Source organism: Streptomyces sp. NPDC087859, from assembly GCF_044742595.1.
Lineage (GTDB): Bacteria > Actinomycetota > Actinomycetes > Streptomycetales > Streptomycetaceae > Streptomyces > Streptomyces canus_F.
In genome coordinates, this window is record NZ_JBIUUU010000004.1 from 338,108 (window position 1) to 354,391 (window position 16,284).

Annotated in this window: 13 protein-coding genes; 8 read left to right on the plus strand and 5 right to left on the minus strand. The window is 71.2% G+C overall.

Going from position 1 to position 16,284, the window contains the following annotated elements; translation table 11 throughout:
* Window positions 1-86: 86 nt before the first annotated feature.
* Window positions 87-1,760, minus strand: a complete 1,674-nt coding sequence (locus ACIOHP_RS11685) for an IclR family transcriptional regulator C-terminal domain-containing protein (protein WP_401886003.1) — start codon at window positions 1,758-1,760, stop codon at window positions 87-89.
* Window positions 1,761-1,815: 55 nt separating this feature from the next.
* On the minus strand, window positions 1,816-3,096 hold the full coding sequence (locus ACIOHP_RS11690; protein WP_401886005.1) for a M6 family metalloprotease domain-containing protein: 1,281 nt from the start codon (window positions 3,094-3,096) through the stop codon (window positions 1,816-1,818).
* Window positions 3,097-3,353: 257 nt separating this feature from the next.
* On the opposite strand from ACIOHP_RS11690, the gene ACIOHP_RS11695 reads away from it, so the two are divergent.
* Both ACIOHP_RS11695 and ACIOHP_RS11700 read left to right on the plus strand, forming a co-directional pair.
* Window positions 3,354-3,995, plus strand: coding sequence for a TetR/AcrR family transcriptional regulator (locus ACIOHP_RS11695; protein WP_401886009.1), 642 nt, complete (start codon window positions 3,354-3,356; stop codon window positions 3,993-3,995).
* 120 nt (window positions 3,996-4,115) lie between these two features.
* Complete coding sequence (locus ACIOHP_RS11700; RefSeq protein ID WP_361538280.1) at window positions 4,116-5,657, plus strand: MFS transporter; 1,542 nt, start codon at window positions 4,116-4,118, stop codon at window positions 5,655-5,657.
* A 115-nt stretch (window positions 5,658-5,772) separates the two neighbouring features.
* On the opposite strand, the gene ACIOHP_RS11705 is transcribed toward ACIOHP_RS11700, so the two are convergent.
* A complete protein-coding gene (locus tag ACIOHP_RS11705; protein WP_361538278.1) occupies window positions 5,773-6,297 on the minus strand; it encodes a MarR family transcriptional regulator in 525 nt (174 codons plus the stop codon).
* A 101-nt stretch (window positions 6,298-6,398) separates the two neighbouring features.
* On the opposite strand from ACIOHP_RS11705, the gene ACIOHP_RS11710 reads away from it, so the two are divergent.
* Complete coding sequence (locus tag ACIOHP_RS11710; RefSeq protein WP_401886013.1) at window positions 6,399-7,184, plus strand: dioxygenase; 786 nt, start codon at window positions 6,399-6,401, stop codon at window positions 7,182-7,184.
* Between the two features lie 7 nt (window positions 7,185-7,191).
* Here ACIOHP_RS11710 and ACIOHP_RS11715 read toward each other — a convergent pair whose 3' ends face one another.
* Complete coding sequence (locus ACIOHP_RS11715) at window positions 7,192-7,707, minus strand: N-acetyltransferase family protein (RefSeq protein WP_361538274.1); 516 nt, start codon at window positions 7,705-7,707, stop codon at window positions 7,192-7,194.
* Window positions 7,708-7,892: 185 nt separating this feature from the next.
* Here ACIOHP_RS11715 and ACIOHP_RS11720 point away from each other — a divergent pair, with 185 nt between their 5' ends.
* Window positions 7,893-8,888, plus strand: a complete 996-nt coding sequence (locus ACIOHP_RS11720; RefSeq protein ID WP_307029480.1) for an RNA polymerase sigma factor RpoD/SigA — start codon at window positions 7,893-7,895, stop codon at window positions 8,886-8,888.
* A 436-nt stretch (window positions 8,889-9,324) separates the two neighbouring features.
* On the opposite strand, the gene ACIOHP_RS11725 is transcribed toward ACIOHP_RS11720, so the two are convergent.
* A complete protein-coding gene (locus tag ACIOHP_RS11725; RefSeq protein ID WP_361485164.1) occupies window positions 9,325-10,290 on the minus strand; it encodes a YafY family protein in 966 nt (321 codons plus the stop codon).
* A 62-nt stretch (window positions 10,291-10,352) separates the two neighbouring features.
* On the opposite strand from ACIOHP_RS11725, the gene ACIOHP_RS11730 reads away from it, so the two are divergent.
* From ACIOHP_RS11730 to ACIOHP_RS11745, 4 genes are all read left to right on the plus strand, one after another.
* On the plus strand, window positions 10,353-11,885 hold the full coding sequence (locus ACIOHP_RS11730; protein ID WP_361538271.1) for an MFS transporter: 1,533 nt from the start codon (window positions 10,353-10,355) through the stop codon (window positions 11,883-11,885).
* Window positions 11,886-12,135: 250 nt separating this feature from the next.
* Window positions 12,136-12,897: a DeoR/GlpR family DNA-binding transcription regulator gene (locus ACIOHP_RS11735; protein WP_361538269.1), complete on the plus strand. Its 762-nt coding sequence runs from the start codon at window positions 12,136-12,138 to the stop codon at window positions 12,895-12,897.
* Complete coding sequence (pfkB, locus tag ACIOHP_RS11740) at window positions 12,894-13,841, plus strand: 1-phosphofructokinase (RefSeq protein WP_401886017.1); 948 nt, start codon at window positions 12,894-12,896, stop codon at window positions 13,839-13,841. The genes ACIOHP_RS11735 and pfkB overlap by 4 nt, the downstream gene beginning before the upstream one ends.
* 265 nt (window positions 13,842-14,106) lie before the next feature.
* Window positions 14,107-16,245, plus strand: coding sequence for a fructose-specific PTS transporter subunit EIIC (locus ACIOHP_RS11745; protein WP_401886020.1), 2,139 nt, complete (start codon window positions 14,107-14,109; stop codon window positions 16,243-16,245).
* Window positions 16,246-16,284: the final 39 nt, after the last annotated feature.

Consider the following 16,284-nt stretch of genomic DNA (forward strand, 5'->3'; position numbering starts at 1 on the left):
GGCACCGCGGCCAGTGTAGCGGGTGGCGGGGCGGCGATCAGCGGGTCGGGGGCGGGCCCAAGAGCCCGACTCGGCCGTGCGGGACCTCACGCCGTGGGCACCCGCGTGAACCTGCCCGCCGTGTGGAAGTCCCGCTCGATTGCCGTCGCCGTCGCCCGCAGTTCGGGCAGCAGGTCCGTCACGCACTCGGCGGGCGTACGCCGGGTTGTGTGCATCGCCGTGTTCAGGGCCGCCACCACCCGGCCCGTACGGTCCCGCACGGGAACCGCGATCGAGCGCAGGCCCTCCTCCAGTTCCTCGTCGACGAGGGCGTGGCCCTGGGTCCGTACGTCGGTGAGGACACGTGCGAGCGCCCTGGGGTCCGTCAGGGTGCGGGACGTCAGGGGGCGCAGCTCGCCGAGTGTGCGTTCCGCCGCGGGAAGGTCGGCGAGGAGCACGCGGCCCATGGAGGTCGCGTACGCCGGGAGCCGTGTGCCGACGGTGAGGTTCACGCTCATCACGCGGTTCGTCGCCACCCTCGCCGTGTACTGGATCTCCTTGCCGGAAGGTGTCAGCACCGCCAGCGACGCCGACTCGTGGATCCGGGACGTCAGCCCCACCAGATGAGGTGTCGCGATCTCCGGCAGGGACGTGCGGGACAGGGGCGGGAAGCCGAGCGACAGCACCCGGGGCGTCAGCGTGAACGTGCGGTGCGGGGTCGCCGTCACCAGGCCCAGGTGCTCGTAGGTGATCAGGGCCCTGCGTGCCGTCGCCCGCGCCAGGCCCGTCGCCTTCGCCACCTCCGTCAGGGTCAGGGAGGCCCGGCCCTCGCCGAAGGCGGTCAGGACCGTCAGACCTCGGGCCAGGGACTCGATGAACTCCCTGCCGAGTTCCTGCTTGGACGCGCCGGTCCAGATCGCCAGCCCCGACGGGGTCCCGGTCACGGCGGGCTCCGTCTCCCGCAGCTCCCGCTCCATGTCCGCCACCGCCGTCCGCAGCCGCGGCAGCAGGGTGTCGCGCAGGCCCGCCGCGGTGTGCCGGCTGGTGTGGCTCACCACGCTCGCCGCGCACGCGATCCGTCCGGTACGGGGATCCCGTACGGGGACCGCGACCGCCACCAGACCCGGTTCGATCAACTGGTCGTCCAGGGCCCAGCCCGTGGACTGCGTGGCGAGCGCCCGTCGCTCGAACTCCCCTTCCGGGCCGCCGTGTTCGCGCGGGGGTACGGCCGGGAAGCCCTGGTCCCGTGGGTCCGCCGCCCGGCGGGCGCGCCAGGCCTGCCACTCCGGCTCGTCCCACTCCGCCGCGAACAGGGCGCCGGGCGCGGTGCGTTCGGCCGGAAGCAGGTCGCCGATGCGGAAGCTCAGGGACATCGCGCGGCGACGGGTGGCCTGGTGGATGAAGCGGATGCCGTCGCGGTCGGCGACCGCCAGCGACACGGACTCGTCCAGCTCGTCGGCGAGCGCGTCCGCCCGTCCGGACAGCAGCGCCGGCAGGCGCAGGGCGGCCAGATAGGCGTTGCCGAGTTCCATCAGGCGGGGGGCCAGGAGCACGTCACGGCCGTCCAGGCGGACGTATCCCATGCGGGCCAGCGTCGAGGTGATGCGGTCGACCGTGGAGCGGGCGAGGCCCGTGGCGCGTTCCAGCGCGCTCGGGCTCAGGGTGCCGCCCGCCTCGGTGAGCTCCCGCAGCACGGCCACACCGCGGATCAGCGGCGTGACCGCCTCCGCGGGTACGGCGGCGGAGCCGGTCAGGGCGTCCATGGTCGTCTTCGCGGGCATCGGCTCTCCGTACGGCGGTCGCAGGAGGCCTACCGTAATCCCGACCTGCCCGTCCTCACCGCCGCGTCACCCGCACCCGGTAGTCCCCGGCCAGATCCGCCCCCGCCACCGTGATCCGGATGCCCTTGCGGCGGTCCTCGAAGTCCTCGCCGGGCGCGAAGGGGGCGTCGGAGAGCTCCGCGTGGACGTTCGGGCTGCGCGTGCAGCCGCCGGAGTCGCGCTCGGAGTCGTAGACCGTCACCGGTCCCATGCCGGTGTCCACGTCCGCGTCGACCCTGTAGATCAGCAGGCCGGGCCGGCACACGGCCTCGTCGTTGCCCTCGCGGGTGCGCAGCTCGACGGCGTATCCGGTGCGGCCGCTGACCGGGACGAAGAGCAGCTTGGCGCCGCCCTCGCGGGCCAGCGGGGTCAGCGTGTACTCGGTCGTGCCCGGCGCCGTCACACAGCTGACCTGGGAGGCGTCCAGCCAGCCCAGCTTCCACTTGTGCCAGCCGAGGAGGTCGTTGTTGGCGCCCCAGTCCTCGCTCATGATGTCCCAGTGGCCGACCGCGCCCCCGCCGTTCGCCGTGTAGAGGTCGGGCAGGCCGAAGACATGGCCGTTCTCGTGGGGCAGGACGCGGTAGCCGGTCTGCGCGTAGGAGCCGGAGCCGTCGTCCTGGCGGGAGTAGACGAAGGACGCGTTGGCGACCGGGACGCCGTCGGCGACCGGGGCGTCCGGGTTGCCGGCGAAGGTCACCGACAGGACCGTGTCCAGCGCGGAGGGGCCGGCGTTCGGGGTGACGAGCACGTTCAGGAAGTCGTACGACCGGAAGTCCACCTTCGGGTCGGCGGCGGCCACGATGTCCTGGACCAGGTCCCGGTAGCCGGGGTCGAAGGGGGCGCCACGCTCTATGCCGTAGGACGCGAAGGACTTCGGCATGCGCAGCCACCCGGGGACGGGTGTCTCGGCGCGGTAGTCGAGGCGGCCGTAGGAGCTGGTGCGGAACCAGTCCTGGGTCTGCGGGAAGAACTCGTCGAAGCGGTCCAGCGCCCTGCCGCGGCCGGGCGCGTCCGAGAAGTCGATCATCAGGGTGAGGGCGCGGACGGTGCCGGTGGAGCGGGAGTAGCCGCCGGGGGTGGGGACGCCCTCCGACATCTGGACCGCGGTGCCGCCGCGGATCATGCACGGGCCGTGGGCGGAGCTGCGGGCCAGCGCGATCGGTCCGGCTCCGGCCGGCGTGGGCAGCGCTCTGAGGTGTCCGGTGCCGGCCGAGGTGCACACCACGAGCGTCAGCGCGGTCACGGACACGAGGGCGGCCAGGCGGCGCGGACGTATCCGACGGCTGGTCTGCTGCATGCACGGCCCTCTCCGTCCACGGCAGCCGCAGGTCCACGGGCTGCACCCTTTCGATCACCCTGTGTCGAAGGGATGCGGGGGCGCGCGCTGGAGGAGACCGAACGTGGGTTTCTCGGATCGGAGCTTGTGACTCAGGTCACATGAAAACTCTCCCTCAACCTGAAATAACCGGGGAGCGTCTCCCCGTTTAGACCTGTGTCCGCGCGAAACGGGGAGAGCTTCCCCGGATCGCCAACCACCTGCCCGAGGAGCACACCGTGACCGCGACCACTGTGCAGAAGAAGGTGACCCGGCCCCGCGCCGACGCCCTGCGCAACCGGGAGCGCATCGTCACCGCCGCCCAGGAGATGTTCACCGAGTTCGGCCCCGATGTGCCGCTCGACGAGATCGCCCGCCGCGCCGGTGTCGGAAACGCCACGGTGTACCGCAACTTCCCCGATCGCGACGCACTCGTCCGCGAGGTCGTCTGCTCCGTCATGGACCGGACGACGGAGGCGGCCGAGCTCGCGCTCGCCGAGACCGGGGACGCCTTCGAGGCTCTGGAACGCTTCGTGCACACCTCCGCCGACGAGCGGGTCAGCGCGCTGTGCCCGATGGTCCAGAGCACCTTCGACCAGAACCACCCGGACCTGGAGGCCGCGCGACTGCGGTGCGAGGAGCTGATCGTGGAGCTCATGGACCGCGCCAAGGCGGTCGGGCAGCTCCGCACCGACGTGGAGTCCGGCGACCTCATGATCGCCGTGGCCCAGCTCAGCCGGCCCCCGTCCGGTACCGCCTGCCTCAACGCCGACCGCTTCGTCCACCGCCATCTGCAGCTGTTCCTCGACGGGCTGCGGGCCCCGGCCCGATCCGTCCTGCCGGGCACGGCCACGACCATGGAGGACCTGCGCCAGGCCTGACCGATTAGTTCAGAGCTTCACAGCAGTCAAGAAGACCGACGTTCACCGGCCGTCACCGACGACGGACCGTCCCCTTGCCACTCCTTTTTTCCGTCACGAAGTCCCGAAGTGGGTAACCCCATGTCTGAAACAGCCTCCAAGGCTCCCGGCTCGGCCGCCGTCACCGGCGACCCCAACCGCTGGAAAGCGCTCGTCTTCATCGCGCTCGCCCAGCTGATGGTCGTCCTCGACGCGACCATCGTGAACATCGCCCTGCCCTCCGCCCAGACCGACCTGGGCATCTCCGACGGCAACCGGCAGTGGGTCGTCACGGCCTACGCGCTCGCCTTCGGCGGTCTGCTCCTGTTCGGCGGCCGGATCGCCGACCTGTGGGGCCGCAAGAACGCCTTCGTCGTCGGTCTGATCGGTTTCGCCGCGGCCTCCGCGCTCGGCGGTGCCGCCACCAACGAGGCGATGATGTTCGGCGCCCGCGCCCTCCAGGGCGTCTTCGGTGCCCTGCTCGCGCCCGCCGCGCTCTCCCTGCTCGCCGTGATGTTCACGGACGCCAAGGAGCGTGCCAAGGCGTTCGGCATCTACGGTGCGATCGCCGGTGGCGGTGGCGCCGTGGGCTTCATCCTCGGCGGTGTGCTGACCGAGTACATGAACTGGCGCTGGACGTTCTTCGTCAACATCCCGTTCGCGATCGTCGCCGCGCTCGGCGCGTACTTCGTCATCCGCGAGCCCGAGGGCGGCCGCAACCGCAACCCGCTCGACATCCCCGGCGTCCTGCTCTCCACCCTGGGCCTGGTCGCGCTGGTCTACGGCTTCACCCGCGCCGAGTCCAACGGCTGGGGCGACTCCACGACCGTGGGCATGTTCGTCGCCTCCGCGGTGCTGCTGATCGCCTTCGTCATCACCGAGGCCAAGGTCAAGGCCCCGCTGCTGCCCCTGCGTGTCGTCACCGACCGCAACCGCGGTGGTGTCTACCTCTCGCTCGGTATCGCGATCATCGCGATGTTCGGCACCTTCCTCTTCCTGACCTACTACCTGCAGATCGTGAAGGGCTACACGCCGATCAAGACCGGCTTCGCCTTCATGCCGATGATCGTCGGCATGATGGTCGGCTCCACCCAGATCGGCACCCGCCTGATGACCCGCCTGCCGGCCCGCGCGCTGATGGGCCCCGGCTTCCTGGTCGCCGCGATCGGCATGCTCTTCATGACGCAGCTGGAGATCGGCTCGTCGTACGCCTCGATCATCCTGCCCGCGATGCTGCTGCTCGGTCTCGGCATGGGTACGGCGTTCATGCCCGCCATGTCCCTGGCCACCCTGGGCGTCGAGCCCCGGGACGCCGGTGTCGCCTCCGCGATGGTCAACACCTCGCAGCAGGTGGGCGGCGCGATCGGTACCGCCCTGCTGAACACGATCGCCGCGTCGGCCACGACCTCCTACATCAGCGACCACATCGGCTCCGCGAGCACCCGCTCGCAGCAGCAGCTGGTCCAGCTCCAGGGCCAGGTGCACGGCTACACCAACGCGATCTGGTTCGCCGTCGGCATGCTGGCCCTCGCCGCGGTCATCGTGGTGGTCCTCGTCAACTCCGGCAAGCCCGACACCTCCGTGGTCACCGGCTCCGGCGAAGGCGCCGAGAGCGAGCTGCCGGTACCGGTCGTGGCTCACTGAGTCACCGCCGACGACCGTGAGGTCGTACCCCTTCGGGCCGTTCGTACGTACGGGGACGGGGACGCTCCGTACGTACGAACCCCAGGATCTGCCCTGGTTCTGCTGAGTGAGCGGCTCAGCGGAGCCAGGGCAGGTCCGCACCCGCTTCGTTGGGCTGGAGTCCCTCGGCGACGATCTGCATGATCTCGCCGAGGGACTTCTGCTGTTCCGGGGTGAGCCGGTCGAACAGGGCGTTGCGTACGACGGCCACATGGCCCGGCGCGGCCTGCGCGAGCATCTGCCGGCCCTCCTCCGTCAGCACCGCGAACTGGCCGCGCTTGTCGGAGGGGCAGTCCTCGCGCCGAACCCAGCCGTTCTTCTCCAGGCGGGCGACGGCGTGCGAGAGCCGGGAGCGGGTGATCTTGGCGTGCATGGCCAGCTCGGTCATGCGCAGCCGCTGCTCCGGGGACTCGGCGAGCTTGACGAGAAGGCCGTAGTAGATGTGCGGCATGCCCGCGTCACGCTGGAGCTGGCGGTCCATGTGGTCTTCGAGAAGAGTGGTCGCATGGACGTAGGAGCGCCAGACGAGCTGCTCCTCGGCGGTCAGCCAGCGTGGCTCTTCAGCGGTCGGGGATGGGGATGCCGTGTTCATGTGTCCCATCGTACGAGAGCTCTCCTTGAATGTTAAACAAGTTCGACGTACACTTTTTTTCATAAGACGTTTTAGATTTCAAGCAACACCGTCCGGAGGGAACCGCCGCCATGTCCGCCGCCACCCAGGAACGCATGCCCGCGCTCTACCTCAGCCACGGCGCCCCACCCCTCGCCGACGACCCGGTCTGGCCCGGCCAGCTCGCCGCCTGGTCCGCGGACCTCCCGCGCCCCAAGGCGATCCTCATGGTCTCCGCGCACTGGGAAGAGGCCCCCCTCGCGCTGGGCGCGGTGGAGACGGTCCCGCTCGTCTACGACTTCTGGGGCTTCCCCGAGCACTACTACAAGGTGAAGTACGCCGCTCCCGGCGCCCCGCAACTCGCCGAGTCCGTCCGCAAGCTGCTGCGCGCCCCGGGCGTCCCCGTGCAGGACATCCCGGACCGCGGCCTCGACCACGGCGCCTACGTCCCGCTCGTCGAGATGTTCCCCGAGGCCGACATCCCGGTCCTGCAGATCTCCATGCCCACCCTCGACCCCGTCCGGCTCATGGAGATCGGGCGCAAGCTCGCCCCGCTGCGCGACGAGGGCGTGCTGATCGTGGGCTCCGGGTTCTTCACCCACAATCTGGCCGCGCTGCGCCAGGGCGGCATCCCCGCGTGGTCGGCGGAGTTCGACGACTGGGGGCACCACGCGCTGGACCAGGGCGACGTGGACTCCCTGCTCGACTTCCTCCACAAGTCCCCGGCCGGCCGCCTCGCCCACCCGCGCACCGAGCACTTCGCACCCCTGTTCGTGACGATGGGGGCCGCCGACGCGGCCGGTGAGCTGGGGGACCAGAAGTCGGTGATCGACGGGTTCTGGCTGGGGCTGGCGAAGCGGTCGGTGCAGTTCGGCTGAGACCGGCTCACAGCTCCTTCTCGTACCAGGCCACGTCCCAGTAGCGGCCGAACTTCCTCCCGACCTCGTTGTACGTTCCGACGTGCCGGAAGCCGAAGCGCTCGTGCAGCCGCCGCGAGGCCTCGTTGGGCTGGGCGATACCGGCATAGGCGCGATGGACGTCCTCGGCGGCCAGCGCCTCGAACAGGGCCTTGTAGAGGAGCGTGCCGATGCCGCGGCCGCCCGCGTGCGGGGCGAGGTAGACCGTCACCTCGACCGAGGTCGCGTAGGCGGGCTTCGCGCGGAACGGGCTGGATGTGGCGTAGCCCAGAATTTCCTGTGAGTCCGCGTCCGCGGCAACTTTTAGGAGGTACGGACCGTCTTCAGGGTGGGAGAGCAGCCAGGGGCGGCGCTCCTCCGGGGTGAAGACGGTCGTGTCGAAGGTGATCGGCGTCTCACGTACGTAGTGGTTGTAGATGTCGGTGAGGGCCCTGAGGTCACCCTCGACTCCCGGCCTGACCTGCACCTCTGTACGCTCTGTCATCCACTGACCTCCCCGTGTGGCCGGACAGGGTACTGCATGATCAGAAAAATAGGGGAGCGGGTCGGGAATTCTGTCCTGATTCCAGTCGTTGTTTCCATCGGAAGCAGGGCACCCGAGGACAGTGCCAGGACGGTGCCAGGCTCCGACAGGACCACCCGCCAGCCCACCATCGCAAGGGAGCACGCATGGCAACCCGTGCCGTCGCCCGTCGTAAGTCCGCCACTGGCGGGACCGACGCGGCACGCAGTGTTCGCGCCCATGGCGGCGAGATCGCCGATCGCGACCTGGTCGGCATGTACCTCGACGAGATCGCGCGTACACCGCTGCTCGACGCCGCCAAGGAGGTCGAGCTGTCACAGATCATCGAGGCGGGTGTGTTCGCCCGGCAGCTTCTCGACGGATTCGAGGAGTCCAAGGCGGACGCCACCCGCGAGGAGCTCGAGGCGCTGGTCGACGAGTCCGAGCGGGCCAAGGACGTCTTCATCCGCTCGAACCTCCGTCTGGTCGTCGCTGTCGCGCGCCGCTACCCCCGCGCCGGTCTGCCGCTGCTCGACCTGATCCAGGAGGGCAACGCCGGTCTGGTGCGCGCGGTCGAGAAGTTCGACTACCGCAAGGGCTTCAAGTTCTCGACCTACGCGACCTGGTGGATCCGGCAGGCCATCACCCGCTCGATAGCCGACCAGTCCCGCACCATCCGCCTCCCCGTCCACCTGGTCGAGGAGCTGGGCCGGATCCGCCGTGTGCAGCGCGAGTTCAACCGCGAGCACGGCCGCGACCCGGAGCCCGCGGAGATCGCCGCCGAGCTCGGCTCCAACGCCGACCGCGTGGTCGACGTCCTGGACTGGGCCCGCGACCCGGTCTCGCTGAACATGGCGGTGGACGACGACGGCGACACCCAGTTCGGCGACCTGCTCGAGGACACCTCCGCGGTCTCCCCGGAGCAGTCGGTGCTGACGCTGCTGCGCAGCGAGGAGCTGGACGACCTGATCGGCCGCCTCGACCAGCGCACGGCCTCCATCATCAAGATGCGCTACGGCATCGAGGACGGCCGGGAGCGCACGCTGACCGAGGTCGGCAAGGAGCACGGACTGACGCGCGAGCGCATCCGGCAGATCGAGAAGCACGCGCTGCTGGAGCTGAAGAAGCTCGCCCGCGACACCGGGTTCGACGCGGCGGCGTAAGGGCTGGGACACGGCTCGCCACAAGGGTCGTGTGCCCGCGTGCGCCGGGTCGTGAAAGGCGCAAACACGGCGGTGTCAGGCCGCTTCAACAGGCAGGACCCTGGGAAAAAGACTTCAGGGCCCATGAGTTCGGTCCCGGGCGACAGTCCGGGCCCATGACCAAGTCCCGACGCACTCCCCCCGGCGCCGGGACTCTCCGCGAGCCGGACTTCGGCGCTCTCCCCCCGGGTGCCGGGGTCCGGCTCTACCCCTTTTCGGGGCGGCGGCCCACCCTGGGACCGGCGGCCGCGTGGGCCCGCTCACACCGGCAAGCTATGCCCATGTGACACAATCTGCCATCCGGCGGGCATCCCCGGAGTTCAGGTACGGGGAAGCCCGCCGTCCAGCATGCCGCGGCGCCGTCCGCCCCCGGGGTGCGGTTCGGCCCGGCCGCGCGTCACCCGCCCGCCGCCCGGCTCAGCCGCCCGCCCAAGTCCCTTACGCACCGCACGAGTTCCTCGGGCTCCCGCACCGTGAACTCGCAGTCCACCATCGCCAGCCGTACCGCCATCCACTCCACGGCGTCGCCCACGGTCGTCCGCAGCCGGCACCGCCCTTCCCCCAGCTCCTCCGGCTCCCCGAACCACTTCGGCAGCCGCGCCGCGATGTGGGAGGCCGGCGCCTCGAAGGTCACGTCGATCGCGTACGTCTCCTGCCACCGGTACATCGACTGGCGCAGATACTCCGCCGCACTTCCCGTCGGCAACTCCCGCGGAGCGAACCGCGCCCCGGTCGCGAACGGCTCGCTCACCCGGTCGACGCGGAAGGTCCGCCAGTCGGCGCGATCGAGGTCGTAGGCGACGAGGTACCACCGCCGCCCCGTCGACACCAGCCGATACGGCTCGACCACGCGCCGCGAGTCGACCCCGTCCTTCGCCCGGTAGGCGAACCGCAGCCGCTCGTGACCGGCCACCGTGGAGGCCATCACGGTCAGCGTCTCCGGCGCGATGCTCGCCCCGTCCCCGCTGGTCAGCGGTGTGGTCGCGGCCTGGAGGGTCGACACCCGGTGGCGCAGCCGGGACGGCAGCACCTGCTCCAGCTTCGCCAGGGCCCGCACCGACGCCTCGTCGACCCCCTCCAGCGCGTGCCCGGCCCCGGCCCGCAGCCCCACCGCGATCGCCACCGCCTCCTCGTCGTCGAGTACGAGGGGCGGCATCGCCTTCCCCGCGACCAGCCGATAGCCGCCGTCGGCCCCTTTCGTCGCCTGCACGGGATAGCCCAGCTCGCGGAGCCGGTCGATGTCGCGCCGCACGGTACGGCGGGAGACGCCGAGGCGGTCGGAGAGCTCGCCGCCCGGCCATTCCCGCGGGGTCTGGAGGAGGGAGAGGAGCTGGAGGAGCCGTGCCGGGGTGTCCGTCGTCATGAGTTCGAGGATGCCGTAGAACTAGGACACGATCTGACCTATTGCGGCCGTAGCTTCGAGACATGACCTCCACCGAACCCCTTGTGGACAGCCGGACAAGCCAGATGTCCCAGCCCGACCGCCGTCGCTGGTTCGCCCTCGCGATCGTGATGACCGCGGCCTTCATGGACCTCGTCGACGTCACGATCGTCAACATCGCGATTCCGTCCATCCAGGCCGAGGCGGGCGCGTCCGTCAGCCAGATCCAGTGGATCACCGCAGGTTACGCGCTCGCCTTCGCCGCCGGTCTCATCACCGGCGGACGGCTCGGCGACATCCACGGCCGCAAGCGGCTGTTCCTCGTCGGCATCGGCGGCTTCACCGTCGCCTCCGCGCTGTGCGGCTTCGCCGCGAACCCGGAGATGCTGGTCGCCGCGCGGATCCTGCAGGGCGGCATGGCGGCGCTGATGGTGCCGCAGGTGCTGTCGATCGTGCACGCGACGTTCCCGGCGCACGAGCGCGGCAAGGTGTTCGGGCTCTTCGGCGCGATCGTGGGCCTGGGCGCCGTGTCCGGACCGCTGCTCGGCGCGCTGCTGACGGAGTGGAACCTGTTCGGTCTGGAGTGGCGCCCGATCTTCCTCATCAACCTGCCGGTCGGCATCGCGGGCCTGATCCTCGGCAGCCGCTACATCACCGAGTCCAGGGCGCCGCGCGCGCTGAAGCTGGACCTGGTGGGCGTCGCCCTGGTGACCTTGGGCCTGCTCATGCTGCTCTACCCGCTGACCCGCGGCCGTGAGCTGGACTGGCCGCTGTGGGGGCATCTGTCGATGGGCGGCGCGCTCGTCGTCTTCGGGGCGCTGGTGGCGTACGAGCGGCGCAAGAGCGCGCGGGACGGCTCCCCGCTGGTCGAGCTGTCGCTGTTCAAGGTGAAGAGCTTCGCGGCGGGCATCGCGGTGCAGACCGTGTTCGGGATCGGGCTCGGCATCTTCTTCCTGGTGTGGACGCTCTACATGCAGACCGGTCTGGGCTGGCGTCCGCTGAAGGCGGGTCTGACCGGCGTCCCCTTCTCGATCGCGGTCTCCGTGGCGGCCGGTCTGTCCGTGCAGAAGCTGGTTCCGCGCTTCGGCCGCAAGGTGCTCCAGGCGGGCGCGCTCACGATGGCGGCGGGTGTGCTGCTCTATCTCTGGGAGGCCGACCGCTACGGCATGTCCATCGCCCCCTGGCAGATGGCCCTGCCCCTGGTCGTGATGGGCGTCGGCATGGGCCTGATCTTCGCCCCGCTGACCGACATGGTGCTCTCGGGCGTCCCGCGCGAGCACGCCGGCTCGGCGTCCGGGCTGATCAACACCGTGCAGCAGATGGGCAACGCGCTCGGGCTCGGCCTGGTCTCGGTGGTTTTCTTCGGCACGATCGCCGACGATCTGCGGCCCGTCGACGTGGGCCCGGCCTTCGTGAACGCCTTCCAGCACGCGCTGTGGTGGGTGGCCGCGGTGATGGGCGTGATCTTCCTGCTGATGTTCGCGCTGCCGAAGCGGGCGGTGCAGCACCTGGAGGGGGCCGAGGCGTCGGAGACGCCCGTGGGTCCCGTGGGGGAGAAGGAGCCGGAGCTCGTCTGAGCACCGGAGAAAAGGCCCGGCGCCTGGGTTCCACCCGGGGCGCCGGGCCTTCCGTCTGCCGTGAGCAGGCCCGACGGATGGTCCGGGGGCGGGCCGGAAGTCCGTTCATACCCGACCTTCGCGCCCGTTCATGTCCGGGTGATGCCCGAACCTGTTTACTTTCCGGAAATCCGGGCGTAGCCTCCGAGCTAAACCACAAGTTCGGGCATCGGTCGGGAGCGACCGGACGTTGAGTCGGAGGCGAACGGACATGTACGCACCGGAGCGGCAGCAGGAGATTCTCCGGCTCGCGCGTGACGGCGGGCGGGTGGACGTGGTGTCGCTGGCCGAGGAGTTCCAGGTCACCGCGGAGACGATCCGCCGGGACCTAAAGGCCCTCGACCGTGCGGGCCTTCTCCGCCGGGTGCACGGCGGTGCCATCCCCGCCGGGCGCCTGGACTTCGAGCCGGACCTCGCCGAGCGCGAGACGACGGCGGCCGACGAGAAGGACCACATCGCCAAGGCCGCCCTCGCGGAACTGCCGACCGAGGGCACCCTGATCCTCGACGCCGGCACGACGGTGGCGCGCCTCGCCGCCGCCATCCCGCTGGAGGCCTCCCTCACCGTCGTCACCCACAGCCTGCCGATCGCGGCCCGCCTCGCGGACCACCCCGGCATCCAGCTCCACCTCGTCGGAGGGCGCGTGCGGAACCGTACCCGCGCCGCCGTCGACGCCTGGGCGCTTCGCGCGTACGGCGAGATCCGGGCCGATGTCCTCTTCGTGGCGGCCAACGGCTTCTCCGCCGACCACGGCCTGACCACCCCCGACCTCGCCGAGGCCGCGGTGAAGCGGGCGGCCGTGGCGGCCGCCCGCCGCGTGGTGCTGCTCGCCGACTCCGCCAAGCACGGCCAGGAGCACTTCGCCCGCTTCGGCGACCTGAGCGACGTGGACCTGCTGATCACCGACAGCGGGCTGAGCCCCGAAGACGCCCTCGCGATCGAACGCGGTGGCACGGAAGTAGTGCGCGCATGATCCTCACCGTCACCCCGAACCCGTCCCTGGACCGCACGTACGAGGTTCCGTCACTGGAGCGCGGCGAGGTCATCCGCGCGACCGGCGAGCGCATGGACCCCGGCGGCAAGGGCGTGAACGTCTCGCGCGCCGTGGCGGCCGCCGGACAGCGCACGGTCGCGGTACTGCCCCTGGGCGGTGCGCCGGGGGCGCTCGTGGCGGATCTGCTCGACGCACAGGGCATCGAGGTCGCCCCGGTCCCGGTCGCGGGCGCCACCCGCTCGAACATCGCGCTCGCGGAGGCGGACGGGGTGCTCACGAAGATCAACGCGCCGGGTCCCGAGCTGTCGGCGGAGGAGCAGGAGCTGCTCCTGGAGACGGTGCGCGCGCAGTCGCGCGACGCGGACTGGATCGCGTGCTGCGGGAGCCTGCCGCGGGGGCTCGCGCCGTCGTGGTACGCCGAGGTGGTCGCGCGGGCGCACGCCGGGGGCGCTCGGATCGCGCTGGACACCTCGGGGCGGGCTCTGCTGGAGGCGCTGCGCGAGCGGCCCGACGTGGTGAAGCCGAACGCGGAGGAACTCGCGGAAGCCGTCGGGCGCCCCCTGTCGACCGTGGGCGACGCGGTGAAGGCGGCCGAGGAACTGCGCGAGATGGGCGCACGCGCCGTGCTCGCGAGCCTGGGCGCGGACGGACAGCTGCTCGTGGACGGCGCGGGCACCTGGTTCGCGAGCGCGCGGGTGGACGCCGTCCGCAGCAACGTGGGCGCCGGCGACTCCTCCCTGGCCGGCTTCCTGATCGCCGGCGGCAGCGGCCCGAAGGCCCTCGCCTCGGCGGTCGCGCACGGCGCGGCGGCGGTACAGCTGCCGGGCAGCGTGATGCCGACGCCGGACGACCTGGACCCGTCCGCGGTCTCAGTGACATCCGAGGTGCCCGTGGACCGTGTGCTGAAGGAGCCGGTGTCATGAGGGACCTGACGGCTTCTACGACGGTGCCGGCGCCGACGGCGTACGGCGCACTCCCCGATGGACCGGCCATGAAGCGGCGAGGCTCCCCGTTACTCGCCGCGGCCTGCGGGAGGCGGGGCCACCTGAGCCGCCCTGCCGCCCGGTGGGGGCGGGGCTTCCCCGGCTCCGCCCCCACCACCCCCTGTTTCCCCACCCGCACCCCCGTCCCCACCCCCGCCCTCGCCCACCTCTCCCCCCGGGCGATACGCGTGCGAAGGAGCCCGCGATGAGCGACATGATCACCGCGGACCTGGTCGATCTCGACCTGTCCGCCGACACCAAGGAAGCGGCGGCACGCGCCCTCGCCCAGCGCATGGTGACCCTGGGCCGGGTGACCGACCTGGAGGGCTTCCTCGCCGACGTGGCCGCCCGCGAGGCACAGATGCCGACCGGTCTCGACGGCGGCATCGGCATCCCGCACTGCCGCAGCGAGCACGTCACCGAGCCGACGCTCGCCTTCGGGCGCAGCGCGGCCGGGATCGACTTCGGTGCGCCGGACGGTCCCGCCGACCTGATCTTCCTGATCGCGGCGCCCGCCGGTGCCGACGACGCCCACCTGACGATCCTGTCCTCGCTGGCGCGGCAGCTGATGAACTCCGAGTTCACCGACGCGCTGCGATCGGCGGGGGACGCGGCGGGTGCCGCGGCGCTGATCCGCGGGGACGCGCCGGCGACGGACGCGGGCGCTGATCCTGGCGATGCCGTCGAGGGCGCGTCCGCTTCCGCCGACGAGGGCGGTGCTTCCGAGGGCGCGAAGAGCGCCGTGGGTGCCTCCGTGGGCGCCTCCGCAGACTCCGTGGCGGCGTCGGGGGCGGCCTCCGCCGATGCCGCCACGGGCAACGCTTCCGGCCAGGGCGAGCGCCCCTTCCGGATCGTCGCCGTCACCTCCTGTCCTACCGGCATCGCCCACACGTACATGGCGGCCGAGTCGCTGGAGAACGCGGGCCGCGAGGCGGGCGTCGAACTCGTCGTCGAGACGCAGGGCTCGGCCGGCTTCACCCGGCTCGACCCGGCCGTCATCGCGGCGGCGGACGGCGTGATCTTCGCCCATGACGTCCCCGTACGCGACAAGGACCGCTTCGCCGGCAAGCCGACCGTCGACGTCGGCGTGAAGGCGGGCATCAACCGTCCCGCGGAACTGATCGGCGACGTCCGCGGCAAGGCGGCGCGCGGTGAGGTGACCGGGGCGCCCGGAACCGGCTCCACGCCCGTCGAGCGCGCGGGCGACGCCGGTGACAACTACGGCACCAAGCTGCGCAAGTGGCTGATGACCGGCGTGAGTTACATGGTCCCGTTCGTCGCGGCCGGCGGTCTGCTGATCGCCCTCGGCTTCGCGATCGGCGGCTACCAGATCAACGAGGCCAAGCCGGTCATGGAGCACTTCGACTGGGGCCAGATCGACAGCTGGGGCGCGCTGCTCTTCCAGATCGGCGGCGTCGCCTTCGGCTTCCTGATCCCCGTCCTCGCCGGCTACATCGCCTACGGCATGGCGGACCGGCCAGGCCTCGTGCCCGGCTTCGTCGGCGGCATGATCTCCGTCAACATCGCCGCGGGCTTCCTCGGCGGCCTGGTCGCCGGTCTGCTGGCCGGTGCGGTCGTCCTCGGCATCCAGCGGATCAAGATCCCACCGGTGATGCGCGGCATCATGCCGGTGGTCGTGATCCCGCTGGTCTCGTCGATCGTCGTCGGCTTCCTGATGTTCATCGTGATCGGCAAGCCGATCGCCGAGGCCCAGAAGGCGATGACGGACTGGCTCAACGGCCTCTCCGGCACCAACGCCATCCTCCTCGGCGTCCTCCTCGGCCTGATGATGTGCTTCGACCTGGGCGGCCCGGTCAACAAGGTCGCGTACGCCTTCGCCACCGCCGGCATCGCCGTACAGGACCCGAGCGACTCCGCGATGAAGGTCATGGCCGCCGTGATGGCCGCCGGCATGGTGCCCCCGCTCGGCATGGCCCTCGCGACGACCGTCCGCAAGAAGCTGTTCACCACCACCGAGCGCGAGAACGGCAAGGCGGCCTGGATCCTCGGCGCCTCCTTCATCTCCGAGGGCGCGATCCCGTTCGCCGCGGCCGACCCGTTGCGCGTCATCCCCGCCTCCATGGCGGGCGGCGCGGTCACCGGCGCGCTCACCATGGCCTTCGGGTCGACCCTGCGCGCCCCGCACGGCGGCATCTGGGTCACCTTCCTGATCGGCAAGCCGTTCCTATACCTGCTGGCCATCGCCATCGGTACGGCGATCACGGCGGGCCTGGTCATCGTCCTCAAGGGCCTGCGCAAGACGGCCCCGGACGGCACGGCCACCGGCTCCGACGAGTCCGCGGCGGCTCCGGCGGCGGAGGCGAAGCAGCCCGTGGCGGCGTAAGCGGCGGGAGGCAGGGGCGGGCGCACCCGGCCCGCCCCG